Source organism: Nonomuraea sp. NPDC004702 (assembly GCF_053601695.1).
On record NZ_JBSGCE010000001.1, the window covers coordinates 517,629 to 542,792 of the forward strand.

Below are 25,164 nucleotides of genomic sequence, written 5' to 3' on the forward strand. Positions count from 1 at the left end.
AAGCCGTACAAACCCTATCCTGGAGCCTTATGGGCGGTGTTGTCCGCGTTTCCAGGAGATCAGAACCGCCCTCGGTAGGCTGACCCCCATGACGCTCTCACCTGGCCTCCGCTCGCAACTGCTCACCATGGTCGAGAGATCCGACACAGCCGAGCGAGCCGGCAGCGGCGACGTGCCCGTGCTGGCCACGCCCAGGCTGCTCGCGCTGGCCGAACGGGCCACCGTCGAAGCCGTGCGCCCGCACCTGGCCGAGGGCGAGACGTCCGTCGGCACCCGGGTCGAGCTCGAACACCTGGCCGCCAGCGCCGTCGGCGACCACGTCCAGCTCACCGCCGAGCTCACCGCCGTGGACGGCCGGCGCCTGGTCTTCGCCTTCGAGGCCCGCGACCGGCAGGGCACGCTCGTGGGCCGCGGCACGGTCGAGCGGACGGTCGTCGACCGCGCCAGGTTCCTGGCCCGCCTCAGTCGATGACGGCGATCAGGTCGCCCTCCTGGATCACGTCGCCCTCGGCCACCTTGAGCTGCGACACCACGCCCGCGTCCTCGGCGAGCACGGGGATCTCCATCTTCATCGACTCAAGGATGACCAGCGTGTCCCCCTCGGAGACCGCCTCGCCCTCCCGGACGACCACTTTCCACACGTTCGCCACCATCTCGGCGCGTACCTCGGCCACCGGCGCTCTCCTCTTCCGACGTCACCAACAATGTCGACCGGGTCAGGCCCGCATTCGCCCGACCAGACCCGTGTCGTAGTCTCCCGCGACGAATGCCGGGTTCTCCAGCAGCTCGGCGCAGAAGGGCAGATTGCTCCTCGGCCCCTCGACGGTGAACTCCGCGACCGCCTTGCGGCCCAGCTCCAGCGCCTCGGTCCGGTCGGCCCCGAGCACGCACAGCTTGGCCATCAGCGGGTCGTAGAACATGGTCACCGTGTCGCCCGCCGCATAGCCGGAGTCGACGCGGATGCCGGCGCCGGCGGGCTCGTCCCAGGTGGTGATGCGGCCGGGACCGGGCAGGAAACGCTTGGGGTCCTCGGCGTAGACCCGGAACTCGATCGCGTGCCCCTGCGGCGCCACCGTGATCTCCGGGCTCTCCCCGGCGGCCACGCGGAGCTGCAGCTCCACCAGGTCGAGGCCGGTGACCAGCTCGGTGACCGGGTGCTCGACCTGCAGCCTGGTGTTCATCTCCAGGAACACGAAGTCCTGGGCGTCGGCGTCGACCAGGCACTCGACCGTGCCCGCGCCGAGATAGCCGACGGCCTCGCCGGCCCGCACGGCCGCGGCCAGCACGCGTTCGCGCAGCGCGGGCCCGATGCCGGGGGACGGCGACTCCTCGACGACCTTCTGGTGGCGGCGCTGCACCGAGCAGTCGCGCTCGCCCAGGGCCAGCACCCGGCCGTCGGGCAGGCCGAGGATCTGCACCTCGACGTGGCGGGCACGTTCGACGTAATGCTCCAGCAGGACCGCGGGCCCGGCCAGCGCGTCGCCCGCGCCGCCCGCCGCGGCCGCCGCGGCGAACCTGGCCGCCGCCCTGGCCGCCTGCTCGAACGCCTTGGCCAGCCCGGCGTCGTCACGGGCCACGCTCATGCCGATCCCGCCACCGCCGCCGGCGGTCTTGACCATGACCGGGTAGCCGATCAGCTCGGCCGCGTCGAGCGCCGCGACCAGGTCGGTGACCGGTTCCCTGGTGCCCGCGGCGACGGGCACGCCCGCCTGCTCCATGAGGTTCCTGGCGTTGATCTTGTCGCCCATGCGGTCGATGGACTCCGGCGACGGCCCGATCCACACGAGCCCGGCCTCGATCACCGCCCGCGCGAACGCGGCGTTCTCCGACAGGAAGCCGTAACCGGGATGAACCGCGCCCGCTCCCGTGGCGCGGGCCGCGTCCAGCAGCCTGGCGGGGTCGAGATAGCTCCGCGCGGGGTCGGCCGGGCCGATCAGCACCGCCTCGTCGGCCTCGCGCACGAACGGCAGCCCGGCGTCGGCCTCGGAGTGCACGGCGACGGCACGCAGGCCCATGCGCCTGACCGTACGGATGATCCGCCGGGCGATCTCCCCCCGGTTGGCGATCAGAACGGGTCCGAGCGTCTCAGCAGTCACGCGGACAACCCTATGACCGGCGTCGGCTCGTCCCTTTTCCCGTGAAGTACCGATCAGCGGAGAATGATCTGTAGGAACCCCACAAAGCCGGGCAATCGGCTACACGCGGCCTCTGCCGACCACCCGGGTCAGGGCGTCGAGCGCGGCGGCGTCGTACGCGCTGCCCGCCGTGAGCCCGATGCGCTCCAGCGCCGCCCCCGACCGGTCGCGATCGGTGGACGGCCCCACCAGATCGTCGTAGGCGTTGGCGACCCTGATGATGCGGCTGGACAGCGGCGGGTCGTCGGCGATCTCGTCGCACTGCCTCCGGACCACCTCGGCCACCCGGTCGAGCACGCCCGTCTGCCTGATCACCTCGGCCCCCAGCTCGGCGATGCGCCGCGCCTGCTCCGGATCGGCCAGCACGGTGGCGCCGCCCGGGATGGGGTCGCGCAGCGAGAGCTGGCCGATGTCGTGCATGAGGGCCGCGTACTCCAGCTCCAGCAGCTCGGGCTCGGCCATGCCCAGCTCCCGGCCGACCGCCACGGCCAGCCGGGACACCCGGCGCGAGTGGCCTGGCTCGACGTAGCCGCCGACCTCGGTGACCCGCGACAGGGCGCGGACGGTCTGCAGGTAGGTGGCGCGGATGCCGGCGTACTTGCGGAAGGCCACCTGCGTGACCAGCAGCGGCGCGGCGAACACCAGCAGCGCCACCAGATCCATGCTGTGCGTGGCGAGCGCGAGCAGCACGCCGGAGGCGGCCACCGCGGCGCCCAGCGGGAACGCCATGTTGATCTCGTCGCGCACCGCCACCCGGAACGCCGTGCGCAGCCGCTCGGCCCGCAGCAGCGCCGCGATCAGCACGTCGACCAGCAGCGTCACCGTGATCAGCGAGACCATCACCACGAGCGCCGGCCACCAGGTGTGGGCGCCCGGCGGCGGCTTGGTGAGCTGGTAGAGCGGGTCGGCCAGCGGGCGGAAGGCGAAGGCCAGCAGCGCGCCGGTGAGCAGGCGGCGGGCCATCGCGTCAAGCCGCGGCGGCCGGCCGACGGCCAGGTGGGGCAGCGCGCCCGCGATCATCCCGGCCGCGATCACGGCCACGACCTGCAGCGCGGAGTGGCGCAACTGGTTCTGGCTGAGGTCGAGCAGCAGGGTGTAGCCGAGCGCCGCGGCGGCGCCGATGGGCGCGACCTCCCTGTTGCCCGGCATGGTCAGCCGGGCCAGCTCGCCGACCGCGATCAACGCGCCGAACCCGATGGCGATCTCGGGACGGTCGAGCCCCACGGCCGCCGTGTGCGCCACGCCCGCGACGGCGACCAGCCCGGCCGCGCAGATCAGCAACAACTGGCCGGAGTCGAGCCGGCGCAGGACGGTGACCGGTGCCCGGTCGGCGCGCCGGACGCGCTCTGTGGTGGTCATGGCCCGCTCACGACCTGGATCGGCATCGTCGGGTCGTCATGGTCCTTGATCGTCGCCTCGGCGGCGTCGGGCGGCGGCGCCTCGACCCGGCGCGGCGGCTGCCAGGGATTGCGTTCCAGCGCCCGGATGAACGCGGCCACCATGACCGGGTCGAAGTGCGTGCCGGAGCACTTGCGCAGCTCCTCCACGGCCACCTCGACCGGGCGCGCCCCCCGGTAGGAACGGTCGGAGGTCATCGAGTCGAACGCGTCGGCCACGGCGATCACCTTGGCGAACTCGGGGATCTCGTCGCCGGCCAGGCCCATCGGGTAGCCGGTGCCGTCGTGGCGCTCGTGGTGGTGCATGATCCCGGCGTAGGCCTCGTCGAGGAAGCCGATGCCGCGGACGATCTCCAGCCCGCGCATCGGGTGGAGCTGGATCGCGGCGAGCTCCCCCTCGGTGAGCGGGCCGTCCTTCTGCAGCACCTTCGTGGGCACGCCCAGCTTGCCGACGTCGTGGAGCATGCCGGCGTAGCGGATGGCGCGCAGGCGTTCGAGCCGCATGCCGATCTCCTCGGCGATCATGCTGGAGGCGAGCGAGACGCGCGTGCAGTGGCCCCGGGTGTAGTAGTCCTTGGTCTCGACGGCCTGGCACAGCGCGGCGATGGTGGCGTCGTACGAGCGCTGCTGGGCGTGGTACTGGCCGAACGCCCACCGGGCCACGAACAGCGGCATCAGCACCAGCACCGCCGAGATCGACTGCACGGTCGCCCACAACCCGGCCACCAGCAGCCCGAACGTGCCGTAACCGAGATAGGACAGCAGGAACTGGACCATGCCGCGCAGCGGCACCTCCGTGGCCCGCACGCTGGTCGCCAGGCTGATCATGGTCAGCGTGAGCACGATGTTGAGCGGCACGAACACGGCGGTCGCGGCGGCGTAGGGGCCGATGAGGCTGTCGAACTCGTTGACCCGCGGCACCCCGACCGTGCCGTGCAGCCACTCGTAGACCCAGCCGGAGGCGTAGCCGCAGACGGCGAACTGCGCGCCGTTGAACAGCCGCTTGATCAGCGGCAGCCCCGGGCGCACGCTGACCGCGGCGGTGAGCCCCACCAGCGCCGCGCCCTCCGGCCCGATCAGCACGACCGCGGCCAGCGACGCAGAGAAGCTCACCGACACCGCGAACTGCTCCACGTTGAGCAGCGTCGGCATCGACTCGCACACCAGGAAGAGCAGCCCGAGCACCAGCAGGATGTCGAGTTTCTCCGGCGCCACGAGCGGGCCGGAGACGATCGCGCTGTGCCCGATGAGCGCGGCCGCCGCCGCGATCACGGCGACCAGGTAGACCCTCGCGGGCCAGGGCAGGTCACGCATTGCGGCCCCCTACGGCGGTCAGGTCCAGGAAACCCCTGGCGGAAGCGCGCCAATGCCGGCCAGGGCCACCATCGAGGTGAGCACGATGACGGCGGCGAGCGACCGGGTGAACCTGTCCTTCAACATCCCACATGCCTCCACGTCGACTTCTGGAGCTCACGCTACAGAAGAGGACGTCACCGTACGGGCCGAGCGGGAAATCGCAAGCAAAGTGTAATCAAGCAACTACCTGGCGCGACTCCGCGCCCAGGCCACGGTGCTCTTCACGCCGGTCGGCAGGTCGGTGCGCGGCTCCCAGCGCAGCCCCTCGTGGGCGGGCACCGGATCGACGGCCATCGCCGGCAGGTCGCCGACGCGCGGCTGCGCGAAGCCCGGCTTGTCCTGGGCCCCGGCCGCGTCGGCGATCAGCGAGTGCAGGCGCCTGTCGGTGGTCTGGATGCCGGTGCCGAGGTTGAAGCGGCGGCCGTTGCCCTCGCTGCCGCAGGCCCGGACGAAGCCGTCGACCACGTCGTCGACGTAGACGTAGTCGCGGGTCTGGGTGCCGTCGCCGTAGAGGACGGTGGGGGTGCCGTTGAGCAGGGCGTCGGTGAAGATCGACACGACGCCGGCCTCGCCGTCGGGCGACTGGCGCGGGCCGTAGACGTTGGAGAGCACCAGCGTGGTGTACTCCAGGCCGTACAGGGCGCGGAAGGTCGCCAGGTAGATCTCGGCGCTCAGCTTGGAGGCCGCGTACGGCGAGCGCGGGTCGGTGGGCGCGTCGCCGGGCACGGGGATCGTGGCGGGCCGGCCGTAGACCGCCACCGACGAGGCGAACACCACCTTGCGCGTGGTGCCCTCCTTGGCCGCCGTCAGCACCGACGCGGTGCCCTCGACGTTGAGCCGGGCGTCGTGGACGGGGTCGGCGACGCTCCTGCGTACGCTGATCTGGGCGGCCAGGTGGCAGATGACCTCGGGCCGCAGCTCGGCCGCCAGCCCGATGATCGCCGGGTCGCGCACGTCGAGGACGTGCAGGCTGAAACGGTCGCTCTCGGCGGCGTTGACCAGGTTGTCCCTGCTGCCGGAGGACAGGTCGTCTACGGCGACGACCTCGTGTCCGTCCGCGAGCAGGCGGTCGACGAGATTCGACCCGATGAAACCGGCACCACCGGTGACTAGGACGCGCATGGCGTGAATCCTAGTCGGCCAGCTCCGACCTCACCTGCTCGATCCGGGCCAGCACCTTGGAACGCAGATCGGCGGGGACGGGGTCGCAGCCGCAGTGCTTGGCCACGAGCGCCTTGACCGCCTTGTCGAGGTCGTACTCCTTCAGGCACGGGCTGCACTCGTCGAGATGCACGCGGATGTCGGAGACGTCACCGTCGGTCAGCTCGCCGTCGAGATAGGCGTAGACCTTGTCCAGCACCTCGCGACAGTCGGTGTCGTGCGGGTTGCCACAGCTCATTTCGATCCCTCCGAGGGGACCAGGCCGCGCTCGCGGGCGTAGTCCTCAAGGAGGCCCCGGAGCTGCCTGCGTCCCCGATGCAGCCTGGACATCACGGTGCCGATGGGAGTGCCCATGATGTCGGCGATCTCCTTGTAGGGGAAGCCTTCGACGTCGGCGAGGTAGACGGCGATCCTGAACTCTTCCGGCAGCGCCGCGAGCGCCTGCTTGATGTCGCCGTCGGGGAGGTGCTCCAGCGCCTCGACCTCGGCCGACTTCAGCCCGCTCGAGGTGTGGGACTCGGCGCGCGCGAGCTGCCAGTCCTCGATCTCCTCGGTGCCGGACTGCTTGGGCTCACGCTGCTTCTTGCGGTAGCTGTTGATGAACGTGTTCGTCAGGATCCGGTAAAGCCACGCCTTGAGGTTCGTGCCCTCCTGGAACTGGTGGAACGACGCGAACGCCTTGGCGAAGGTCTCCTGAAGCAGGTCCTCCGCGTCCGCTGGATTCCGGGTCATCCGGAGCGCGGCGGAGTAGAGCTGTTCGAGATACGGCATGACGTCGCGCTCGAACCGCTCGCTGCGCTGCTCCAGAGTCTCCGCGCCTGTCGCGGGCACCGGACCCACCCCCCTAAGATCACCGGTGGCCGGCTGTGGCGGTACACCGTACTCAGGGGAGAATACCCGCTGGCCGATGACCTCCTGGTCATCGGGGCGCGGTCTTTCCAATGTGAGCATGCTCGTCGCAACACGCCCGCGCCCTTGTCTGTTCCCGCAAGATAGAAGGTACAGAGGACCCGGTGCGGGGAACGTCCATACGTACCGGCTGGTAGCCCTTTTTCCGGAACTCAGGAGTCGCGTGTGCTGCCCATTCCGGCCGAGGAACTGAACGGCTCTGGGACGCTCGGGCCGTACTGGACCTTCTACCGCGCCGTCGCCGCCGAGCAACTGAACCGCTGGCTCCCCGGCGAACCGTCGGTGATCCTCGATCTGTCCGGCGGCCGCGGACGCTGGTCCGGCCAGGCCGCGAGGGCGGGACACCGGGTGATCGAGGTGCTCGACTTCCGCCGGACCGTGGACGCGCAGTCCCGTTTGCGGGACGCCGACCGGGTTCGGCACGTACGCGCCGATGATCTGGCGTTTCTTCCCGATGAGAGCGTCGACGCGGTGGTGGCCGAGGAACGCGCGATGTCGATCGAGCTCATGGCCGAGTCGGCGATGAGCGACGTGGCCAGGGTGCTGCGTCCGGGCGGGCGGGCGCTGGTGTGCGTCGACTCGCTGGTGCTCGGCATGGCGATCCTGGCCGAGCAGGAGCAGTGGCAGCACCTGCGGCAGACCGGCGAGGTCATGCTGGTGCCCTGGCCCGACGGCAGCATCACGCGCTGCTTCAGCAGCGGCCAGCTCCGCGAGCTGCTGATGGGGGCCGGGCTGGAGGTGGAGTGGATGCGGCCGCGCACGGTGTTGTCGCCGTCCACGGTGGACCACGTGCTCGGGTCCGACGGGCGGGCCCTGACCTGGCTCGTGCGCACCGAGCTCGACGCCCATCCCGACGACGACGACACGGTGGGCATCCACCTGGTGGCCAGCGCCCGCAAGAGCTGACCGACCCGCCGACCGGTTTCCGGGGCCGCGGGCCGGTTTCCGGGGCCGCCGGCCGTTCCCAGGGCCGCCGTTCTCCTCGTCCGGCGGCCTCCGGTTCCTCCGCGGGTCAGCGGCGGCGTTCGCGTCTTCCCTGGCACGGCACGCAGCGGGCGGCCTCCGGGCGGGCCTCCAGCCGGCCCTCGGGCACCGGCTCGTCGCAGTCGACGCACCTGCCGTACGCGCCTTCGTCCAGGCGTCTGATCGCCTCGGTCACCGCGCGGCGTTGCGCGGTCGCCACGGTGAGCATGGCCTGCGCGCGGTCGGCGTCGGTGAGGTCGGAGCCCGCGTCGGCCGCCGAATGCTCACGGATCGCGACGGGGTCGCCCTGGAGGACCCCGATCGAGCGGTCCAGCTCCGCGAGCATGTCTTCGAGCCGCTGACGAGCGGTCGTGACGTCCACGAATCCGCACCTCCGGGTGAAAAGGGGGAAGCCCGCGGCTGGGACTCCCCGGTTGTCCCGCCCGGCGCAATTAGGGGCATGTCGTGGCGGTGACACCGAGTGAACGGTCGCATCGCTTTCCTCACCGAATGCCCACTTACCATGCTTCTTACACCTTTAGAAAAGGCCGGCTTCCTCCTCGTCGGGGAGCGGTTTGATGAGATCCGGCCCATTGTTCCGGACATTATTGACATCAGTAGAAACGGGATATGCCGCCAGCCTCCCGGCCTCCGCGGGCACCAGGAGTCGTGAGGCGCGCTCGGTGTCGGTGAGGGCCGGGTCGAGCCAGTCGGCCCAGCGGTCGCGCTCGATCATCATGGGCATCCTGTCGTGGATGCGGCCGAGCTGGTCCTCGGCGTCCGTGGTGATGACCGTGCAGGTCACCAGCCACTTGAGCGGGTCGTCGTCGTCGCGGGTGCGGTCCTTCCAGAACTCGTACAGGCCCGCCATGGCCAGCACGCCGCCGTCGGCCGGGTGGATGAAGTACGGCTGCTTCTTCTTCTCGCCCTCGACGGCCATCCACTCGAAGTAGCCGTCGGCCGGGATCAGGCATCTGCGCTTGGCGAACGCCTGCCGGAACGACGGCTTCTCGGCCAGCGTCTCGGCCCTGGCGTTGATCAGCCGGGAGCCGATCGACGGATCCTTGGCCCAGACGGGCACGAGACCCCACCTGACGATCCTGAGCTGCCGGACCGCGTGCTCGTCCTCCTTGGAGGACCGGCTCATGACCGCGTAGACGTTCTTGGTGGGGGCGACGTTGAAGTCGGCGCCCAGCTCCTTGTCGGGCTCGCCGTCGAGCTCGACCTGGAACTCCTCCAGCAGCTCGTGCTTCTTGCGCGCCGAGGCGTATCTACCGCACATGTCCCCACATTGCCATACGCCGGGGTGTCGCTCGCGGCTTCGCCTCCGGCCGGGGCGGCTCGGCTCGGCTCGGCGGATGAGCCAGGCGTCCGGCCGGGGCGGCTCGGCTCGGCGGAAGGGCGACGCGTCGTCCACAGGCCGTGAACGGGCCGTACCAGGGCCAGTAGGCTTTGGACATGCCCGCTCAGCACTGGCCCGCGCCGACGGCCGACACGCCCGTCAACGCCTCCGTCCGCCTGCCCGGCTCCAAGTCCGTCACCAACCGGGCGCTGCTGCTCGCCGCGCTGGCCGACGGTCCGGGCGTCGTCCGCCAGGCGCTGCGCAGCCGCGATGCCGACCTCATGGTGTCGGCCCTGCGCGCGCTCGGCGCCACGCTGACGGCCGTGCGCGAGACCACCGACGCGGTCGACTGGGAGGTGACGCCGGGCCCGGTCCGCGGCGGCGCGCGCATCGACGCCGGGCTGGCGGGCACGGTCATGCGGTTCGTCCCGCCGATGGCGGCGCTGGCCGACGGCCCGGTCTTCTTCGACGGCGACCCCTACGCCCGCAGGCGTCCGATGGGCCCGATCCTCGACGCCCTGCGCGCGCTCGGGGCGCGCATCGACAACGACGCGCTCCCGTTCACCATCACCGGGCCGCTGACCGGCGGCGAGGTCACGATCGACGCGTCCGGCTCCTCGCAGTTCGTCTCGGGGCTGATGCTGACGGCGGCGCGGTTCGCGAAGGGCGTGACGATCCGGCACGTCGGCCCGCCGGTGCCCTCCCAGCCGCACATCGAGATGACCGTCCACATGCTGCGGGAGGCCGGGGTCAAGGTCGACGACACCGAGCGCGACGTGTGGCGGGTCGAGCCGGGCCCGATCGCGGCCAGGGACATGACGGTCGAGCCCGACCTGTCCAACGCGGCGCCGTTCCTGGCCGCCGCGCTGGTCACGGGCGGCACGGTCACGGTCCCCGGCTGGCCGGCGGAGACCACCCAGCCGGGCGACGCGCTGCGCGGCCTGCTCACCACCATGGGCGCCACGGTGACCCGCGACGGCGACGACCTGGTCGTCACCGGCACGGGCGAGGTCAAGGGCCTCGACGCCGACCTCCATGAGGTGGGCGAGCTGACCCCCACGATCGCCGCGCTGGCCGCCCTGGCCACCACGCCGAGCCGCATCCGCGGGGTCGGGCACCTGCGCGGCCACGAGACCGACCGGCTGGCCGCGCTGGCCACCGAGATCAACGCCCTCGGCGGCGACGCGGAGGAGACGGCCGACGGCCTGCTCATCCGTCCCCGCCCGCTGCACGGCGGCGTGTTCCACAGCTACGACGACCACCGCATGGCCACGGCCGGGGCCGTGATCGGCCTCGCCGTGCCGGGCGTGGAGGTGGAGAACATCGCGACGACCGCCAAGACGTTGCCCGAGTTCGTCCAGATGTGGGCGGCGATGCTGGAGGCCCGATGAGCGGCGATGATCGCGCGTTTCGCGGCAGGCGGCGGGGGCACTTCGCAGGAGGGTCCGGCGTGAGAGGAAGCGAGCGCATGGGAGCGGACCGCTGAGAAAGCGGGAATACGACGAGGACGACGTACGGGTCAGGCCGGGCAAGGGCTCGCGCCCGCGCACCCGCATCCGTCCCGCGCACGAGGACGCCGTGGAGGGCTTCGTGGTCGCCGTCGACCGGGGCCGCTACACCACCCTGGTCGAGCCCGACCGCGGCCACAAGCGCAAGCAGCAGCAGCGCCGGCTCGTGGTCGCCATGAAGGCCCGCGAGCTGGGCCGCAAGGGCATCGTGGTCGGCGACCGGGTGGCCCTGGTCGGCGACGTGTCGGGCCTGCCCGACACGCTGGCCAGGGTGGTCCGGGTGGAGCCGCGCACCTCGATGTTGCGCCGCTCGGCCGACGACACCGACGACACCGACGGCATCGAGCGCCCGGTCGTGGCCAACGCCGACCAGCTCGTGATCGTCACGGCGCTGGCCGACCCGCCGCCCCGGCCCCGGATGATCGACCGGATCCTGGTGGCGGCGTTCGACGCCGAGATCGACGCCCTGCTCTGCCTGACCAAGTCCGACCTCGCCCCACCCGACGAGCTGGTCGCCCTGTACGAGCCGCTGGGCGTGCCGCACATCGTGGTCCACAAGGGCGGCTCCCTCGACGAGCTGCGCGACCACCTGGCCGGCCGCATCAGCGTGCTGGTGGGCCATTCGGGCGTGGGCAAGTCCACCCTGGTCAACGCCCTGGTGCCCGACGCCAACCGCGCGGTCTCGCACGTCAACGCGGTCACCGGCCGCGGCCGGCACACCTCCACCTCGGCCGTCGCGCTGGAGCTGCCCGAGGGCGGCTGGATCATCGACACGCCGGGGGTGCGCAGCTTCGGCCTGGCCCACGTGTCGGTCGAGACCGTGCTGGCCGCCTTCCCCGACCTGGTGGAGGGCACGGTCACCTGCCCGAAGGGCTGCACCCATCTCGGCGACGGCTGCGCGCTCGACGCCTGGGCGGCCGCGGGCAACGCCGACCCGGCCCGCCTGGAGTCGCTGCGCCGCCTGCTGTCCAGCCGCGAGGGCGCCCCCGACGAGCCCGCCGCCTGATCACCGGCCGTTCAGCGGCGGTTGGGGCGCAGCGTCCAGGTGACGGTGAGGCTGGAGACCAGGGTGCCGGCCGCGTCGCGCACGTCGACCAGCACGTCGAAGACGGGCCGCTCGCCGGCGTCCAGCTTGCCGACGACCTCCTCCCTCGATGCGGCCACGCGCGCCTCGGCCCGCACCTCCCCCAGGGCCACCTTCCGGAACTCGATGGTCGCCGTCGTGGGCAGCGGCACGCTGCGGCTGAGCTGGTCGCCGAACCTGGACAGCACCGCCGCGCCCGACGCCGACTCGGCCAGGGTGAACAGCGTGCCCGCGTGCGGCCCGGCCACGTGGTTGTGCAGCTCGGGCCGGTCGGGCAGCCGGCATTCCGCCCGGCCGTCCTCGACCGCGTCGAACACGATCCCCAACGTCCGGGCGAAGGGAACGGTTTCGAGAAGGAAGGCACCTACATCAGTGGACATAGGAGACATGTTACTGGTCAGTAGGTGAAAAGGGAGTTACCAGAAAAGGGTCGCCGGTGACTGATGTCCGGCACGACCGACGCGATAGCGTGGCTGACCGTGCAGGGTTACAACGACGATCTACGCCTCGCTCACGTCATGGCGGACGCCGCCGACGACCTGACCATGCGGCGCTTCAAGGCGGTCGACCTCAAGGTCGAGACCAAGCCCGACCTGACGCCGGTCAGCGACGCCGACCGCGCCGTCGAGGAGGCCATCCGCGGCACGCTGCGCCGGGCCCGGCCGCGCGACGCGGTGGTGGGCGAGGAGTTCGGCAAGACCGGCTGGGGAGCCCGGTCGTGGATCATCGACCCCATCGACGGCACCAAGAACTACGTGCGCGGCGTGCCCGTGTGGGCCACGCTGATCGCGCTCATGGAGTACGGCAAGGTCGTCGTCGGCCTGGTGTCGGCCCCCGCGCTCGGCCGTCGCTGGTGGGCGGCGACCGGCGGCGGCGCCTGGACCGGCAAGAGCCTGGCGAAGGCCACCAGGATGAGCGTCTCCTCGGTCACCGCGCTGGAGGACGCCTCCTTCTCCTACTCCAGCTTCGGCGGCTGGGAGGAGCTCGGCAAGCTGGACAACTTCCTCGACCTCGGCCGCGCCTGCTGGCGCACCCGCGCGTACGGCGACTTCTGGTCGCACATGATGGTCGCCGAGGGCTCGGCCGACATCTCCGCCGAGCCGGAGCTGTCGCCCTGGGACATGGCGGCCCTGACCGTGATCATCGAGGAGGCCGGCGGCGTCTGGACCGACCTCGCCGGCGTGCGCGGCCTGGAGGGCGGCAGCCTGGTCTGCACGAACGGCGCCCTCCACGACGAGGTGCTGAACCGGCTCAACGGCACCACGATCACCTCCTGAGCTCGCTTCAGGCCGTCTCGAAGTCGGTGCACAACCATCGATGGCCGTGCCGCTCCAGCCGTACGGCCAGGACGTGGCTGCGCTCGCCGCAGTGCACCAGCACGCACATCTCGACGGCACCGTCCCTCGGCTCCTTGACGTGCGGGCTCCCGACGAACGGCGGCCGATCGGCGGAGATCATCCGCCCGGCCCTGACGAGGTCGCGGTAGGCCCCGCCGGTGAGCCGGTCGGCCACCGACTCCGGCGGGCGGCGGCCCGTCAGCACCTCGGCCAGCGCCTGCCCGAGCTGACGCAGCCTGCGTTCGTCGGGACGGGCTCCGGGCGGGCCCCAGACGAGCGGGGTCAGGGCCAGTGCGCCGTGCGTGGAGTCGTCCGCCATGCGCCCTCCAATTGACTCAGGGGGAAGAAGGAAACGCCTTAATGAGTTTTCGGCCGGGGCCGCCGGATACGAAATCCGCCAACTTTACCCGGCCGCCGTCCTCTTTCCTCCCCTTGGGCGGAGAAATGCATCGCGCGGCTGGATCCCCTATTTCTTTATCGGTTGTTCAGAGCGACAACACCCGGGCGACCGCATTCATCAACGAGTCGCGGTAGGAGGCTCCGTACAGCACCACGTGCACCAGCAGCGGATGGAGCTGGTGCAGCGGCACCCGCGCCCGCCACCCCGGCGCGAGCGGGAACTCCTCCTCGTACGCCCCCATCACCCGATCCAGGTACGGCAGCCCGAACAGGGCCAGCATGGCCAGATCCGTCTCCCGGTGCCCGCCGTGGGCCGCCGGATCGACCAGCACCCCGGTGCCGCCGGACCACAACACGTTCCCGCTCCACAGATCACCATGGATGCGGGCGGGCGGCTCCGGCGGCCCGGCCACCTCGGCGAACCGCGCCACGGCCCGCTCGACCAGCGTCACGTCCGCGACCGGCAGCCGCGCCCGGCGCAGGAACGGCAACACCCGCCGGGAGGCGTAGAAGGACGGCCAGTCACCGTCGGGCGAGTTGTCCATGGGCAGCTCGGCGATGAACCCCGGCCAGGGCGCGCCGAACCCCGCCGCCCCGGCGCGGTGCAGACGGGCCAGGTCACGGCCGAACCGCACGGCCGCCTCGGCGGTGGGCGCCTCCTGCGGCACCCACGACAACACCAGCCGGTCGGGACCGGCCTCCACGACCTCGGGCACGGTGATCGCCTCGCCCAGCCAGCGCAACCCGGCGGCCTCGGAGGCGAACACGTCGGAGGCGGGACCGATCTTGGCGAACACCTGCCGCCCGTCCTCCAGCACGCCGCGCTGCAACCGCCGGCCGTGGGAGGAGCCGAGGTCCTCAGTCGATCTCATCGGCGATGTGCGCGGCCACGCCCTTGGAGGCCGTCTCCAGCATGGTCAGCACCTCCTCGAAACCCTCGCGGCCACCGTAATAGGGGTCGGGCACCTCGGCGCCGTCCGGCGCGCCGGGGTCGAACGAGCGGAACAGGCGCACCTCGACGCCGGCGGGCGCCAGTCGGCGCAGGTTGGCCGCGTTGTCGCGGTCCATCGCCAGCACCAGGTCGTAGCGGTCGAACCAGTCCCGCGTGAACTGCCTGGCGCGGTGGGCGGCGCCGTCGTAGCCGTGCTCGGCCAGGATGCCCAGCGCCCGCTCGTCCATCGGATCGCCGGCGTGCCAGCCGCCGGTGCCCGCGCTCTCGACGACGACCCGGCCGCCGAGCCCGCGCTCCTCCAGGGTCCGGCGGAGCACCACCTCCGCCATCGGGGAACGGCAGATGTTGCCCATGCACACGAGACACACGCGATAGCTCATGTATCCCATCTTCGCTGGTCACATTGATGGAGACGACCAGGCGCGTTCACCGAACGTTCACCCTTGTTGGGGGGTCTGAGTCACTTTGCCTGCATAGCTTCATGGACGACTAAGGACCAAGTGAGGGGAACCCAACCGTGAAGTATGCAGGCCGGCTCGCCGCCGTCGCCGTCGTCGGCGCGCTCTCGCTCGCTGCGTGCGGCACAGACAACAACAGCTCCGGGAGCACGAACGGCACCAGCTCCGCCGCCGCTCCCGCCGCGGGCAACGACAACGGCCTGAGCGGCACCATCAACGCCGCCGGCTCGTCGGCCCAGGCCAACGCGATCGACCAGTGGAAGAAGGACTTCCAGGCCAAGAACTCGGGCGTGAGCCTGAACTACCAGCCGAGCGGTTCGGGTGCCGGTGTGCAGTCGTTCATCGCGGGCACGGTCGACTTCGCGGGTTCGGACTCCGCTCTCAAGGACGACAAGGGCGAGCCCGCCCAGGCCGACGCCCGGTGCAAGACCGGCAAGGCCATCAACATCCCGATGGTGACCGGCCCCGTCGCGGTGGTCTACAACCTCCCCGGCGTGGACGGCCTGCAGCTGTCGCCCAAGACCATCGGCGGCATCTTCGACAGCAAGATCACCAAGTGGGACGACGCGGCCATCAAGGCCGACAACCCCGACGCCAAGCTCCCGTCCACGCCGATCTCGGCCTTCCACCGCTCGGACGAGTCGGGCACCAGCGACAACTTCACCAAGTTCCTCAAGGCGACCGCCGGCTGGCCGTACGAGCCCGCCAAGGCGTGGCCCGCCGAGGCCAAGGGCCAGGGCGCCAAGGGTTCGGACCAGGTCGCGGCCAGCGTCAAGAGCACCGAGGGCTCCATCGGTTACGTCGAGCTCTCCTTCGCCGAGAACTCCCAGCTCAGCAAGGCCAAGGTGGCCAACGGCTCCGGCGAGTTCGTCGAGCTGACCGCCGACAGCGCGGCCAAGACGGTCGAGACCGCCGAGATCACCGGCACCGGCAACGACCTGAAGCTGAGCATCGACTACGCCACCAAGACGGCGGGCGCGTACCCGATCGTGCTGGTGACGTACGAGATCACCTGCGAGAAGGGCCTCGCGCCCGAGCAGGCCAAGCTCGTCAAGGAGTTCCTCACCTACACCTCCAGCGACGAGGGCCAGGCCGCGCTGAAGGACCTCGGCTACGCCCCGCTCGCGGGCGAGCTGCTCACCAAGGTCCGCACCGCCGTCGGCGCGATCTCCTAGCACAGCATGACGACCAACGTTCGTACCCGTGGGGGCGGGCCGGCCACGCGCCGGTCCGCCTCGCGGCGCAGCCATGGTGAAGGCCCCTTCAAGTTCGTCTCCACCGGTGCCGGCGTCCTGCTGCTGGGGATCATGGCGGCCATCGCCGTGTTCCTCATCAGCGAGGCCGTCCCGGCCCTGCAGGCGAACAAGGGCAACTTCTTCACCGACCTGATCTGGGAGCCCAACGGCAGCCAGGTCTTCGGCATCGGCGCGCTGGCCTTCGGCACCGTCCTCAGCTCGGCGATCGCGCTGGTCATCGCCACCCCCATCGCGGTGGGCGTGGCGCTGTTCATCTCCCACTACGCGCCCCGCCGCCTGGCCGGGCCGCTCGGCTACCTGGTCGACCTGCTGGCCGCCGTGCCCAGCGTCGTCTACGGCCTGTGGGGCGTGACGTTCCTGGTGCCGCTGCTGCGCACGCCGTCGCAGTGGCTCAACGAGCACCTCGGCTGGTTCCCGCTGTTCTCCGGCGAGGGGGCCATCGGCGGCAAGACCATGCTCGCCGGCGGCATCGTCCTGGCGATCATGATCCTGCCGATCATCGCGGCCATCTCGCGCGAGGTCTTCCTCCAGGCCCCGAAGATGAACGAGGAGGCGGCCCTGGCGCTCGGCGCCACCCGCTGGGAGATGATCAGGATGGCCGTGCTGCCGTTCGGCCGGCCCGGCGTCATCAGCGCCGCCATGCTCGGCCTCGGCCGCGCGATGGGCGAGACCATCGCGGTCGCGCTGATCTTCCCCGCCACCTTCGACATCAGCTTCGAGATCCTCACCCCGCACGCCAACAGCATCGCGGCCAACATCGCCAACGGCTTCGGCGAGGCCACGCAGGTCGGCCGGGGCGCGCTGATCGCCTCCGGTCTGGTGCTGTTCGTCATCACGCTGCTGGTCAACATGGGCGCACGCATGGTGATCAACCGGCGCAAGGAGTTCAGGGCGGTGGGGGCATGACCATCCAGCACATCTCGACCGGCCGCCGGATCAAGGACAGGTTCGTCCAGGGGCTGGTCTACCTGGCGTTCGCGCTGGCCGTGGTGCCGCTCATCTCGGTCCTCTGGCTGGTGATCTCGAACGGCCTGGCCCGCTTCGACCTGGAGTTCCTCACCCACTCGATGCGGAACATCGGCGCCCGCGACGTCGGCGGCGGCGCCTACCACGCCATCGTCGGCACCTTGGAGCAGGTCCTGCTGGCCTCGCTCATCTCGGTCCCGATCGGCCTGTTCACCGCCATCTACCTGGTCGAGTACGGCCACGGCGGCCGCCTGAGCCGGGCCATCAGCTTCTTCGTGGACGTCATGACCGGCGTCCCTTCAGTCGTTTCCGGCCTGTTCATCCTCGCCTTCTGGGTGCTCTTCCTGGGCAACCCGTTCTCCGGCTTCGCCGGCGCGCTGGCGCTGTCGATCCTGATGATGCCGACCGTGGTCAGATCGGCCGAGGAAATGCTCCGGCTGGTGCCCAACGACCTGCGCGAAGCCTCGTACGCGCTGGGCGTGGCCAAGTGGCGCACGATCCTGAAGGTCGTGCTGCCGACCGCGTTCACCGGCATCGTCACCGGCGTCATGCTGGCCGTCGCCCGCGTGGCCGGCGAGACCGCGCCGCTGCTGCTCACGGTGTTCTTCACCGACTCCATCAACAACGATCCGTTCAGCGGGCCGCAGATGGGCCTTCCGCTCTTCGTCTTCGACCAGGCGGCCCGTCCCAACGACACCGCCATCGACCGCGCCTGGGCCGGAGCCCTCACGCTGATCCTGATCGTCATGCTGCTCAACCTGGTGGCGCGCCTGATCGCCTGGTGGCGCAGGCCCGCCAGGGGCCGATAGGGGGTAACCGCCACAATGTCCAAGCAGATCCAGGTCTCGGGCCTCGACGCGTACTACGGGTCGCACAAGGCGATCGAGGACGTGTCGATGACCATCGAGCCGCGCTCGATCACCGCGTTCATCGGCCCGTCCGGATGCGGCAAGTCGACGTTCCTGCGCACGCTCAACCGCATGCACGAGGTGATCCCCGGCGCCCGCGTCGAGGGCAAGGTCATGCTCGACGGCGAAGACCTGTACGCCCCCACCGTCGAGCCCGTCTCGGTCCGGCGCATGGTCGGCATGGTCTTCCAACGCCCCAACCCGTTCCCCACGATGTCGATCTACGAGAACGTGGCCGCCGGGCTCCGCCTCAACGGCCGGGTCGGCAAGTCCACCCTCGACGGCATCGTGGAGGAGTCGCTGAAGGGCGCCAACCTCTGGAACGAGGTCAAGGACCGGCTGAACAAGCCCGGCGCCGGCCTGTCCGGCGGTCAGCAGCAGCGTCTGTGCATCGCCCGCGCGATCGCGGTCAAGCCGCAGGTCCTGCTCATGGACGAGCCGTGCTCGGCGCTCGACCCGATCTCGACGCTGGCCATCGAGGACCTGATGGCCCAGCTCAAGGAAGAGTTCACGATCGTGATCGTGACCCACAACATGCAGCAGGCCGCCCGGGTCAGCGACCGGACCGCGTTCTTCAACCTGGCCGCCCAGGGCAAGCCCGGCAAGGTCATCGAGATGGACGAGACCTCCCGCATGTTCACCAACCCTTCGGAGAAGGCAACAGAGGACTACATCACGGGACGCTTCGGCTGATGACCCCACAGCAGGCGGCATCCACGATGAACGGGGACACGCGGACCAAGCCCGTACTGCTCATCGCCGACCCCGACGACGCCGTGGTCGACGACCTGGCCACGGCGCTGGAGCGCGAGGGCGTGGCCGTCACCGGCGCGCCGGACGGCGCCCAAGGGCTGCTCCAGGCGGGAGCGCTGCAGCCGGACGTGGTGCTCGTGTCGGCCACGCTCCCGGTCATCGACGCGGTCGACTTCGTCCGCGCGGTTCGGCTCGCGCGAGCCGTGCCCGTCCTGCTCGGCGTCGGCGAGGGGAACGCCGAGCAGGCCGTACGCGCGCTCGCGGCGGGGGCGGCGGCCTGCGTGGCCCGGCCGTACCGGGTGCCGGAACTGCTGCCGTTCATCCAGGCGTCCTCCCCCGAGTCCCGCAAGGTCCTGGCCGTCGGCGGCGTCGAACTGGACGTCCAGGCCTACCAGGTACGCGTCGAGGGCCGCGCCGTGCACCTCCCGCTGCGCGAGTTCGAGCTGCTGCAGTACCTGATGCGCAACGCCGACCGCACGGTCACCCGCGAGCAGATCATGCGGCACGTGTGGCACGCCGCCGCGACCACGTCCACGAACACGATCGCGGTGCACGTCAAACGGCTGCGCGCGCGCCTCGGCGACAACGACGACCAGCTCATCCAGACCGTGCGCGGCGTCGGCTACCGGCTGGTCACGCCCGGCACCTCCGGAAGTCCCGCATGATCCGCGCGGCGACGCCCTCGACGGTCGCGATGCCGTCCCCCACCTCGGCGCTGCCCTCGGTGAGGACGGCGACCGCGTAGTCGTGGCCGCGGCCCCGGATCAGCCCCACGCTGACCGTGGCCCAGCGCCCGTTGGAGACGCGCTTCAGCCAGCCGTTCTTCAGACGCACGCGCTCGCCCGCGCAGGCCGCGGCGGAGACGCCCCAGTCCTGGCCCCGGACGACCGCGCCCATCAGTTCGAGCACCTGCGCGCGCTCCTTCGCCTTGAGCGGGCTCTTCCCGGACACCAGCGCCTTCATCAGGCGGACCTGGTCATCCACCGACGTCTCGGTAATGCCCCAGCAGTAGAGGTCGACGCAGTCCCCAGGGACGCCCCTGGTGTGCCTGAGCCCGAACCTCCTGCCGGCCTCGGTGAAGCCCGCCGCGCCGCCGATGCGCAACCACAGGCGGTCGGCCGCGTGGTTGTCGCTGTAGCGGATCATGAGCTCGGCGTCGCGCCTGACGGACTCGGGCAGCCTGCGCCACGGCTTCCCGAGCAGCAGCGCCATCAGGATCTGGACCTTGGCCGTGCTGGCGGTGATCAGCCGTTCGCCCGGGTGGTAGCGGTAGACGCGGCCGGTCGTCAGATCCTTGACCATGGCCGTGACCGGCCCCGGCCGGCCCGCCAGGAAGCGGTCGAGCCGCTCGGTGATCTTCTTGGCCGGGACGGGCTTCACGGCCTCCGTCTTGGCCTGGACGGTTTTCAAGGCCTTCGCCTTCTTGGCCGGGACCGTCACGGCGATCGCCGGGGGGCCGAGGTGGTGCGGCATGCGTACCGGCCCGGGCGCGGCGCGCAGGGTCCCCGGCTCCGGGGCGCTCACCTGCCCTGGCACCGCCACGTGTGCGCTCACCGTCCCCGGCGCCGCGCGCGTCGGCAGTGCCGTCCCCGCGGCTGTGCCCGGGGCGAGGAGCGGCGGCAGGAGGGCGAGCGCGATGGCCAGCCGTGGAAGCGTCCTCACGCTGCCCGCGATCATGCGGTGAATTATCACGAAAAATGGCAACACCGCGCTACGAGTCGCCGGAAAACATCTTCACCTACTCACCACTCCACAAAGAACCCGACCACCCCGAAGACTCGCGATGTGGCCACTGGTACGATTCCCCTCTTTCGGGGTTTGTCAGCACTCTCGGGGCAAAAGTGACAACGGGGCCGAGTTTTCCGCAGTATCAGGGGCAACAGCAGCAGCAACAGTGGCCGGCCATGCAGCCGCCGCCACCACCACCTCCATCCAATCCTCCTTCTCCGCCCAGGCGCCGGACCGGCTTCTGGGTCACCATGGGCATCGTCTCGCTCGTGGTGGCGATCGCCGTGGGCGCCGGCGTCGGCCTCGTCCTGCGCGGCCGCATCAACGGCGTCCAGGACCCGTTACGCCGCCAGGAGGCGTCGGGCAAGAGCGACCCGAACGCCGTGATCGTCACCGACCAGGAGATCGAGAAGCTGGTCTACGAGCACGGCAAGGCGCTGAGCAGCGGGAACGCCGACGCCTTCACCTCGATCTTCGACAAGGGCAACGCGGCGCTCGTCCGCGACCAGCGCAAGGTGTTCACGAACCTGCGCAAGGTGCCGCTCAGCGAGGCGTCGTACAAGGTGATGCGTCGCGAGGGCCGCGCCGAGGACAGCTTCGGGCGGGCCCTGAAGTTCACCCAGGACGTCGCGTTCGTCCACCGGTTCGCCGGCATCGACCTGCGGCCGGTCTCGGAGTGGTACCGCTGGACGCTGGAGAAGGCGTCCAAGGATGCGCCACTGGTCGTCACCAAGGTGGACGGCGCGCCGCCACCCATGGTGAGCGAGGGCAGCAAGTCCGTGTACTACCCGGGCCCGTGGGACATCTGGCCCGACATCACCGTTGTCCGCGCCGGCGCCAGCATCGTCCTGTCCCGTCCCCAGGACGCGGCCATGGCCAGGCGCGTCGCCCCGGTGGTCGCCAACGCGGCGAAGAAGAACCTGGACTTCTGGAAACGCAACGGCGACGCCACCGCGCCCGTGCCGGCCGGGTTCGCGGTCGCGCTGGTCGAGGGGCAGAACCAGCTCGGCAACCTGTTCCGCAAGGAGAAGGCGCACGAAGCGGGCGTGTCCATCCCCATGCTCGCCTGGGCCTCCCTGGGCGACGACGTCAAGGTCGGCGGCACCCGGGTGGTCATGGACACCACCACGTCCTTCTTCCGGTCGTCCGAGGGCATCCTGGAGATCAGCACGCACGAGCTGGCCCACTCCCTGCTGGCCGGGCTGGACAGCGCCGACTTCTCCCTCTTCGGCAAGCCCAACTGGGTCATCGAGGGCTTCGCCGAGTACTCCGCCAACCGCGGCCACCCCATCAACCAGAACATCCGCTTCCAGGAAGGCCGCGCGTACCTGGCCGGCCGCCTCAGCACCCGCTTCTCGGGCCAGCTCCCCGACAACCCGTCGTGGGACGCCAACGGCATGACGAACGTGCACTACCTGATGGGACACCTGGCCATGCGCTACATCGCCCAGCGGTACGGCGAGCAGAAGCTGACCAGCGCGGTGATCGCGGCCTACCGGGCCAAGGGCGACGACAGCGAGGCGGCACTGTTCAAGGTGCTGGGCGTGAGCAAGGCGGACTTCGAACGGCAGTGGGCGTCGTACGTCCGCGGGCAGCTGGCCTGAACGGGGAGCAACCATGACCGACCACTCCAACACCCCACCCGGCCCGTACGGCTCCCCACCCCCCAACCCGTACGGCCAGCCGGCTCCCAACGCCGGCTCCTATCCTCCGCCCGCGCAGCCGTGGCCCCAGAGCCCGGCCGCGTACCCCCCGCAGGGCACGGACCCGGCCGCCTACCCACCCGCGGGCTACCCGCAACCACCCGCCAATCCTTACGCTCCTTCTCCCGGCGCGTATGCCCCGCCAACGGGCAACCCAGCCGCATACCCACCGCCACCAGGCAACCAACCCACCTACCCACCCCCCACGGGCAACCAGCCCACCTACCCACCATCCATGGGCAACCAGCCCACATACCCGCCGAACCCTCCCTCCCCCGGCGCACCCTCGCCCTACGGGCAACCCCCGCAGCCCCCCGCACCCGGCAGCGGCACACCGTACGGCGGCCAGCCCGCGCCCCCGCAGCAGAGCCCCCGGCCCAAGTGGAAGACCGCCCTGCTGGCCACCGGCGCGGCCGTGGTCCTCCTCTCCGTCAGCACGGGCACCGCCTGGTTCGTCGCCACCACCGGGACGACCGGCGGCGGCATCACCGCATTCGGCGACGGGGGCGGCGACGGGGCAGAATGGGACGTCCCCCTGCCCAACGCCGGAAGCTGGGACTTCACCACCGCCCTGGCCTTCGGCAGCTGGCTGACCGACAAGGTCGTCATCCGCGCCCAGAAGGACGGCGTCCTCGCCTACGACCTGGCGTCCGGAAAACGTTCCTGGGGCATCCCCTCGCCGGGCGCCCAGCTCTGCGGCGCCACCCCGGACCTGTCCGGCGGCAAGGCCGCCATCGCGTACGGCAGCAGCAACTCGTGCGACCACCTGGCCGGCATCGACGCCACCACGGGCAAGCTCACCTGGAAGATCAAGATCCCGGCCGAGAAGTCCACCCTCGCCAACTCCATCAACGTCCCCCGCATCATGAGCGCCGACGGCGTGGCCGTCACCGAGCTGGACGACGCGGTGGTCGCCTACCGCCTCTCCGACGGCCACAAACTGTGGAGCGCCGCCGCGTCCGCCGACGACGGCTGCCACATCAAGGACATCAACACCGCCCCCACCCGGGTCGCCGTCATCCTCGACTGCACCTTCCGAGGCGGCACCCGCCTCCAGTACCTCGACCCGAAGACCGGCAAGATCACCAAGCAGGCCACGCTGGGCGAGCTCAGCCTCATGACCAGCCTTCTGTCAGCCTCACCTGCCATCATCCGCAGCGAGTCCGGCGGCCAGAACAACTTCACGGTCTACTCCGACGCCGCGACCAAGGTGACCGAGTTCAAGACCCCCGAGGTGGACATGCTCGCCATGAACACCGTGGCCATGGTCAACGGCCTGTTCGAACAACACCGCTACACCATCCACGGCGACCGCCTCTACCTGGCCACGTTCCCGGAGAACGTCCCGCAGAGCATGCGCTCCCGTAACAAGGCCCTCGCCTACGACCTGAAGACCGGCAAGCAGCTGTGGGAATCGTCCGGCACCCATGACACGATCCTCACCTACGTCCGCGCCGACGACCAGGGCCTGCTGGCCGTCGAAACGGGCGACCGCCGCGACCTGGCCCCCCGCCTCATCCGCCTGGACGCCGCCACCGGCAAAGCCACCGAACTGGCCACCCTCCCCCAGAAGTACGGCACCGAGGCCGAAAAGGCCCGCGTCTTCGAACGCAACGGCGTAGTGATCACCGTCCCCTGGACCTCCGTAGCCACCAGATACGCCGTCACCTACGTCAACACCAAATCCTGACCCCCAAAAGTCCTGACCCCAACAACAGAAGGGCCCCACGCACCCGGCGTGAGGCCCTTCTCCCGTCTTCCCACCTTCACAACCACACCCTCAGCCCTGCACCGCGTCAGGTGGCGGGGTGCGTGTGTGAGGCGCGGTTGGTGGGCCTGTGAGTGACTCTGCTGGGAAGATCGATCCAGGGCGCCCCAACCCACTGCTCCCATCAGCAGCGCCACCCAGCGCCACTCCATGAATCGACGGCGCATCAAGGCCAGCCAGCCTCCTGGCCGGGCGCCTGACCAGGAGGCCGAGAGATCCCGAGAGCCCGGGGAGCCTGGGACGCGGTGACAGTCCGGGGCATTCCTGGCGTATGCCGGAGATACATCAGGTGCCGGAGGGCATGACGCCCCCACACTCGCCTCAATACCTCCGCCCCGTCCCCATCGGCTCTAGGTAGGCGCGGACCGGTCTGAAACGCGGAGATGTGCTGGGCCTGCGGGCTCATGACACCTGAAGTCTGTCTGCGGTTGCGGGATCAGCGCCACCGCACGCAGGCGGTTGACGGCCGGCACTCAGCGCAGGCATAGGGCCGCCCCCAAGGACGGCCCTTGAGGAACGTCAGCTCAGGGGCCGGATACGAGCCCTTGGGTCTCCGGCGAGGCCGGGCCGGATACGCCCCTCGATCTCCTACGAAATGGGGTGGGACACGAACCCTAAGTCTCCCAAACGGGCCGGCTCGGACTGAGCAGAGGCGGAACCGACTGGATCCACCGAAAGCGCCACCTGCCCCTTGCGACAGTGCACCTCCAAGCGGCCCACCGGCCCACTGGCGCACCGGCCCAGGGGTCCGGGTCCGGGGGTCCACTGGACCCGCCACGAGCAGGCCCCCTGAACCAGCCCCCCGCCATCACACCACCACACCCGGAATGGAAGAAACACCCCGGAAATACAGAAAGGGCCCCGACCGAAGTCGGAGCCCTTCCCAAAAAATTGTCCGGCGGTGACCTACTCTCCCACACCCTCCCGAGTGCAGTACCATCGGCGCAGAGAAGCTTAACTTCCGGGTTCGGAATGTAACCGGGTGTTTCCTTCCCGCCATAACCGCCGTAACCCTATGAAACTGTCAAACGAACAACGCCGTTTGCTGTCTCAGAATTGCCTAGTGGACGCGAGCAAGAAA

Annotated in this window: 26 protein-coding genes and 1 rRNA gene; 12 read left to right on the forward strand and 15 right to left on the reverse strand. The window is 70.5% G+C overall.

Annotated features, from left to right (window positions below; translation table 11 throughout):
* The first annotated feature begins 88 nt into the window (after positions 1-88).
* Entirely contained in the window at positions 89-472 is a 384-nt protein-coding gene (locus ACWEJ6_RS02490) for a thioesterase family protein (RefSeq protein WP_358288998.1), read from the forward strand.
* Here the strand turns inward: ACWEJ6_RS02490 and ACWEJ6_RS02495 are convergent.
* From ACWEJ6_RS02495 to ACWEJ6_RS02525, 7 genes are all read right to left on the reverse strand, one after another.
* Complete coding sequence (locus ACWEJ6_RS02495) at positions 462-674, reverse strand: biotin/lipoyl-binding carrier protein (protein ID WP_358289001.1); 213 nt, start codon at positions 672-674, stop codon at positions 462-464. The two genes, ACWEJ6_RS02490 and ACWEJ6_RS02495, sit on opposite strands and share 11 nt — an antisense overlap.
* Positions 675-716: 42 nt before the next feature.
* The gene (locus ACWEJ6_RS02500; protein ID WP_452420706.1) at positions 717-2,096 is read right to left on the reverse strand and encodes an acetyl-CoA carboxylase biotin carboxylase subunit; all 1,380 of its coding nucleotides are present in this window, start codon (positions 2,094-2,096) and stop codon (positions 717-719) included.
* Positions 2,097-2,195: 99 nt separating this feature from the next.
* Positions 2,196-3,494: an HD-GYP domain-containing protein gene (locus ACWEJ6_RS02505; RefSeq protein ID WP_452420708.1), complete on the reverse strand. Its 1,299-nt coding sequence runs from the start codon at positions 3,492-3,494 to the stop codon at positions 2,196-2,198.
* The gene (locus tag ACWEJ6_RS02510) at positions 3,491-4,846 is read right to left on the reverse strand and encodes an HD-GYP domain-containing protein (RefSeq protein ID WP_452420710.1); all 1,356 of its coding nucleotides are present in this window, start codon (positions 4,844-4,846) and stop codon (positions 3,491-3,493) included. Before ACWEJ6_RS02510 ends, ACWEJ6_RS02505 begins: the two co-directional genes overlap by 4 nt.
* Positions 4,847-5,071: 225 nt before the next feature.
* Positions 5,072-6,010 carry an NAD-dependent epimerase/dehydratase family protein gene (locus ACWEJ6_RS02515; RefSeq protein ID WP_358289007.1) on the reverse strand — a complete coding sequence of 313 codons (939 nt, stop codon included), beginning with the start codon at positions 6,008-6,010 and terminating at the stop codon, positions 5,072-5,074.
* A gap of 10 nt (positions 6,011-6,020) precedes the next feature.
* Positions 6,021-6,287, reverse strand: coding sequence for a mycothiol system anti-sigma-R factor (rsrA, locus tag ACWEJ6_RS02520; protein ID WP_352322878.1), 267 nt, complete (start codon positions 6,285-6,287; stop codon positions 6,021-6,023).
* Entirely contained in the window at positions 6,284-6,889 is a 606-nt protein-coding gene (locus ACWEJ6_RS02525; protein ID WP_125648071.1) for a sigma-70 family RNA polymerase sigma factor, read from the reverse strand. The genes rsrA and ACWEJ6_RS02525 overlap by 4 nt, the downstream gene beginning before the upstream one ends.
* 234 nt (positions 6,890-7,123) lie before the next feature.
* Between ACWEJ6_RS02525 and ACWEJ6_RS02530 the strand changes: the two genes are divergently transcribed.
* Positions 7,124-7,864 (forward strand): class I SAM-dependent methyltransferase, encoded by a 741-nt coding sequence (locus tag ACWEJ6_RS02530; RefSeq protein WP_352322877.1) that lies wholly within the window; start codon positions 7,124-7,126, stop codon positions 7,862-7,864.
* Between the two features lie 106 nt (positions 7,865-7,970).
* Here ACWEJ6_RS02530 and ACWEJ6_RS02535 read toward each other — a convergent pair whose 3' ends face one another.
* A complete protein-coding gene (locus ACWEJ6_RS02535) occupies positions 7,971-8,303 on the reverse strand; it encodes a TraR/DksA family transcriptional regulator (protein ID WP_364330906.1) in 333 nt (110 codons plus the stop codon).
* Positions 8,304-8,459: 156 nt separating this feature from the next.
* Entirely contained in the window at positions 8,460-9,203 is a 744-nt protein-coding gene (locus ACWEJ6_RS02540; RefSeq protein WP_358289013.1) for an SOS response-associated peptidase, read from the reverse strand.
* 176 nt (positions 9,204-9,379) lie between these two features.
* Here ACWEJ6_RS02540 and aroA point away from each other — a divergent pair, with 176 nt between their 5' ends.
* Together aroA and rsgA are read left to right on the forward strand one after the other, a co-directional pair.
* Positions 9,380-10,654 carry a 3-phosphoshikimate 1-carboxyvinyltransferase gene (gene aroA, locus ACWEJ6_RS02545; RefSeq protein WP_358289015.1) on the forward strand — a complete coding sequence of 425 codons (1,275 nt, stop codon included), beginning with the start codon at positions 9,380-9,382 and terminating at the stop codon, positions 10,652-10,654.
* 91 nt (positions 10,655-10,745) lie between these two features.
* On the forward strand, positions 10,746-11,777 hold the full coding sequence (rsgA, locus tag ACWEJ6_RS02550; protein ID WP_358289078.1) for a ribosome small subunit-dependent GTPase A: 1,032 nt from the start codon (positions 10,746-10,748) through the stop codon (positions 11,775-11,777).
* Positions 11,778-11,788: 11 nt separating this feature from the next.
* On the opposite strand, the gene ACWEJ6_RS02555 is transcribed toward rsgA, so the two are convergent.
* The gene (locus tag ACWEJ6_RS02555) at positions 11,789-12,244 is read right to left on the reverse strand and encodes a DUF4442 domain-containing protein (protein WP_452420714.1); all 456 of its coding nucleotides are present in this window, start codon (positions 12,242-12,244) and stop codon (positions 11,789-11,791) included.
* A gap of 54 nt (positions 12,245-12,298) precedes the next feature.
* Between ACWEJ6_RS02555 and hisN the strand changes: the two genes are divergently transcribed.
* Positions 12,299-13,132: a histidinol-phosphatase gene (gene hisN, locus ACWEJ6_RS02560; protein ID WP_452420716.1), complete on the forward strand. Its 834-nt coding sequence runs from the start codon at positions 12,299-12,301 to the stop codon at positions 13,130-13,132.
* Between the two features lie 7 nt (positions 13,133-13,139).
* Here the strand turns inward: hisN and ACWEJ6_RS02565 are convergent, their stop codons facing one another.
* The 3 genes from ACWEJ6_RS02565 to ACWEJ6_RS02575 form a co-directional block, all read right to left on the reverse strand.
* Positions 13,140-13,511 carry an Rv3235 family protein gene (locus tag ACWEJ6_RS02565; RefSeq protein ID WP_352366048.1) on the reverse strand — a complete coding sequence of 124 codons (372 nt, stop codon included), beginning with the start codon at positions 13,509-13,511 and terminating at the stop codon, positions 13,140-13,142.
* Positions 13,512-13,677: 166 nt separating this feature from the next.
* Entirely contained in the window at positions 13,678-14,463 is a 786-nt protein-coding gene (locus ACWEJ6_RS02570; protein WP_452420718.1) for a fructosamine kinase family protein, read from the reverse strand.
* Positions 14,450-14,923, reverse strand: coding sequence for a low molecular weight protein-tyrosine-phosphatase (locus ACWEJ6_RS02575; protein WP_387671284.1), 474 nt, complete (start codon positions 14,921-14,923; stop codon positions 14,450-14,452). The genes ACWEJ6_RS02570 and ACWEJ6_RS02575 overlap by 14 nt, the downstream gene beginning before the upstream one ends.
* A gap of 137 nt (positions 14,924-15,060) precedes the next feature.
* Here ACWEJ6_RS02575 and pstS point away from each other — a divergent pair, with 137 nt between their 5' ends.
* Genes pstS through ACWEJ6_RS02600 form a run of 5 tightly spaced genes read left to right on the forward strand, consistent with a single transcriptional unit; the run spans position 15,061 to position 19,549 of the window.
* Positions 15,061-16,176 carry a phosphate ABC transporter substrate-binding protein PstS gene (gene pstS / locus ACWEJ6_RS02580; RefSeq protein WP_452420721.1) on the forward strand — a complete coding sequence of 372 codons (1,116 nt, stop codon included), beginning with the start codon at positions 15,061-15,063 and terminating at the stop codon, positions 16,174-16,176.
* Positions 16,177-16,182: 6 nt separating this feature from the next.
* The gene (pstC, locus tag ACWEJ6_RS02585) at positions 16,183-17,163 is read left to right on the forward strand and encodes a phosphate ABC transporter permease subunit PstC (RefSeq protein WP_352322868.1); all 981 of its coding nucleotides are present in this window, start codon (positions 16,183-16,185) and stop codon (positions 17,161-17,163) included.
* The gene (gene pstA, locus ACWEJ6_RS02590; protein ID WP_387671288.1) at positions 17,160-18,032 is read left to right on the forward strand and encodes a phosphate ABC transporter permease PstA; all 873 of its coding nucleotides are present in this window, start codon (positions 17,160-17,162) and stop codon (positions 18,030-18,032) included. The genes pstC and pstA overlap by 4 nt, the downstream gene beginning before the upstream one ends.
* Positions 18,033-18,047: 15 nt before the next feature.
* Positions 18,048-18,824 carry a phosphate ABC transporter ATP-binding protein PstB gene (gene pstB, locus ACWEJ6_RS02595; RefSeq protein WP_352322866.1) on the forward strand — a complete coding sequence of 259 codons (777 nt, stop codon included), beginning with the start codon at positions 18,048-18,050 and terminating at the stop codon, positions 18,822-18,824.
* Positions 18,824-19,549 carry a winged helix-turn-helix transcriptional regulator gene (locus tag ACWEJ6_RS02600; RefSeq protein ID WP_358289033.1) on the forward strand — a complete coding sequence of 242 codons (726 nt, stop codon included), beginning with the start codon at positions 18,824-18,826 and terminating at the stop codon, positions 19,547-19,549. The genes pstB and ACWEJ6_RS02600 overlap by 1 nt, the downstream gene beginning before the upstream one ends.
* Here ACWEJ6_RS02600 and ACWEJ6_RS02605 read toward each other — a convergent pair.
* The gene (locus tag ACWEJ6_RS02605; protein WP_452420724.1) at positions 19,518-20,546 is read right to left on the reverse strand and encodes a serine hydrolase; all 1,029 of its coding nucleotides are present in this window, start codon (positions 20,544-20,546) and stop codon (positions 19,518-19,520) included. The two genes, ACWEJ6_RS02600 and ACWEJ6_RS02605, sit on opposite strands and share 32 nt — an antisense overlap.
* A gap of 317 nt (positions 20,547-20,863) precedes the next feature.
* On the opposite strand from ACWEJ6_RS02605, the gene ACWEJ6_RS02610 reads away from it, so the two are divergent.
* Both ACWEJ6_RS02610 and ACWEJ6_RS02615 read left to right on the forward strand, forming a co-directional pair.
* Complete coding sequence (locus ACWEJ6_RS02610; protein WP_452420726.1) at positions 20,864-22,216, forward strand: hypothetical protein; 1,353 nt, start codon at positions 20,864-20,866, stop codon at positions 22,214-22,216.
* A gap of 334 nt (positions 22,217-22,550) precedes the next feature.
* Positions 22,551-24,005, forward strand: a complete 1,455-nt coding sequence (locus ACWEJ6_RS02615) for an outer membrane protein assembly factor BamB family protein (protein ID WP_452420728.1) — start codon at positions 22,551-22,553, stop codon at positions 24,003-24,005.
* 971 nt (positions 24,006-24,976) lie between these two features.
* Here ACWEJ6_RS02615 and rrf read toward each other — a convergent pair.
* Positions 24,977-25,093: ribosomal RNA gene (gene rrf, locus ACWEJ6_RS02620) — 5S ribosomal RNA — on the reverse strand.
* Positions 25,094-25,164 lie beyond the last annotated feature (71 nt).